The organism is Ideonella sp. P3_A4 (genome assembly GCF_056403075.1).
Genome location: NZ_JBFUGE010000869.1, coordinates 1 through 2,060, shown reverse-complemented (window position 1 = coordinate 2,060; position 2,060 = coordinate 1). Strand labels below are relative to the sequence as shown.

General features: G+C 63.3%; 3 protein-coding genes and 1 pseudogene. 1 reads left to right on the top strand and 3 read right to left on the bottom strand.

Features of this window, described 5'->3' with window-relative positions; translation table 11 throughout:
- The 3 genes from AC1DYI_RS33850 to AC1DYI_RS33840 form a co-directional block, all read right to left on the bottom strand.
- Positions 1–144 (bottom strand): DsrE family protein (locus tag AC1DYI_RS33850; RefSeq protein WP_477208489.1); only part of this gene is annotated, 144 nt, incomplete at its 3' end.
- 12 nt (positions 145–156) lie between these two features.
- The gene (locus AC1DYI_RS33845) at positions 157–1,212 is read right to left on the bottom strand and encodes a hypothetical protein (RefSeq protein ID WP_477208487.1); all 1,056 of its coding nucleotides are present in this window, start codon (positions 1,210–1,212) and stop codon (positions 157–159) included.
- Positions 1,213–1,364: 152 nt separating this feature from the next.
- Complete coding sequence (locus AC1DYI_RS33840; RefSeq protein ID WP_477208488.1) at positions 1,365–1,967, bottom strand: outer membrane lipoprotein-sorting protein; 603 nt, start codon at positions 1,965–1,967, stop codon at positions 1,365–1,367.
- 14 nt (positions 1,968–1,981) lie between these two features.
- On the opposite strand from AC1DYI_RS33840, the pseudogene AC1DYI_RS33835 reads away from it, so the two are divergent.
- Positions 1,982–2,060 (top strand): annotated as a pseudogene (locus AC1DYI_RS33835) (hypothetical protein); the annotation flags it as partial.

Sequence of the window (2,060 nt, the reverse complement as noted above, 5' to 3'; positions counted from 1 at the left end):
CTTGGCACACAGGGCGCTGTCGCCCATGAGAAAGACGCGGACCTGCTCGCCCTCACGCTTGGCGACAGAGCCGGCCAGGCGCAAGCCGTTGTAGGTACGCTCGCTGCCGTAGGGAGCGTCATTGAAAATGAACAGATGCTTCATGGTTACTCTCCTTCAGAATGAATAGCGCCCGAGGACATAGACGTTGGAGTCGTCCTTGAATGCGCCGTAACGGGTATCGGGCCTTCCGTTGAACAGGTTGGCCCCCCCTTCGACAGTCCAGCCATCGGCTGGACTCCAACTCGCAAATGGGTTGAAGTGCGTGTCGCCCTCATTGCCCCAAAAAACTTGTGCCCCGCCAGTGAGCGTCTGGTTCATCCAGCTGCCTTGCAAGCGCAGGTGCAGCGTGGAGCTGACGGGCTTCAAGGGCCGCACGCCAGGTGCCAGAGAATCCAAGTAGCGGCCACGTGAGGTGGTGGCCTCAAGCTGCAGCTGCGCCGATGCGGTCAGGTCGGTGCCAATTTCGCGCGAGTAGCCTGCGATCAACTTGGTGGCCGAACCGAGAAAGTGCCGGTTCACCGTCATCGGGCGCTCTGTGCCCGCATCGCGAACCGCTGCGTCCAGCCAGACCAACCCGCCGGCCGCGTTCCCTGTCGCACTGGCGCCCAGGTGCCTCAGGCGCGGGCGGTCAACGCGCAGCCCCGAACCGTCCATGAACTGGCGCGGTTCTCGGCTTCTGAAGCTGGCGGCATAGCCGGCAAGGTCCCAACCCGCGGTGTGCCCCGAAAGCTTCAACGCGATATCGGCTCGGTCGTTCTCGTCGTCAACTGGGGTCGCAGCGCTGGACATCGCCATCGCAACGAACCGATCCGCACTGGGCGCCCGATCAGCCTTTGGACGGGCCGCCACGGCCTCGACGTCTGCACCGCCGGCGTGCCACTGGAAGCGGGCAGCATCCACCGGCTCTTTCATGCGATCGAAGCCGCCGCCAGTGAAGAACGCGTCGTAGTTCTTCGGGAACACGTCGTTGACGTACAGGTAGTCGCTGACGCCCCAGGTCAGAACCTGGCGGCCGAGCTTGACGCTCGTCGTCGATGACAGGGCCCAGTCCACAAAGCCCTCGCGGACGGCCAAGCGATCGTCAGACGCCGCGTTGTCGTAGCCGGCCTCGCCGCGTAGCGACACCGACCATTGATCGGATAAGCGGTGCTCGATCAGCAGTTCAGCCAACGCCTCCTGGACCATCGCGGAGCACGCAGATACCGTACTGCAGTCAGGCGATTCAATGCGTTGCGCCTGCCGAAGCTGGACGAACCCCGTCACCTGTGCCGCCGTGACCGAAGGCGAGAGCGCAGTTGCCGAGAGCATGATCGCCAACGCCTTCATTGAGCCAGCGTCGGCGGGTTGCGCAGGCTGCGCTCGGCGAAGAGGTCGTCAGCCAGCCCGGCGTCGTAGCGCACCGACTTGAACACCACCTCCGTGCGGTGGCCAGTCTGGGCATTGACCATCGAGCGGCTCGTGATGGTCCAACGTCCGCCGATTTCTTCAACCTTGTCGGCTTTGAAGGCGCGCTGCAGCTTGCCTTCTGCGTCGTAGTACTCCTCCTTCAGCGGCAGCCAGCGTTCGTGGTCTACCCAGCTCAGACGCTTGGCGTAGCTTGCCGGTGTCTTGGGCTTGCTTTCAACGACATAGGCCGTGCGATCGCCAACGGGCTCTTGCCGCAGCAGTGTGTGCTGTTCTTCATCGAGGTCGCGACCCGAAATGTCCTCGTAGGTGAAGTCCGAGCCAACAAAGGACGAGCGCTTGTCGTCCGCAGCAACGCGCTTCACCGCCTTCAACGCGGGGAAGTACAGCCACCGGTCGTCTTCCTTCTTGGCGTACTTCCAGACGAGAAAGCCCATGCCGCGCACATCAGCGGGCGCCTCAAAGGTGATCAGATAGCGCTGGTCACCGGACGTGCCCGTGTTGACGCGCCAGAGATTCATCGCGCGCTCACGCGTGGATCCCTGGGCATTGGTCAGGCGCATCGCCACCTTGGCCTGGAAGTCCTTGCCAGCCTGATAGAAGCTGGCCAGTTC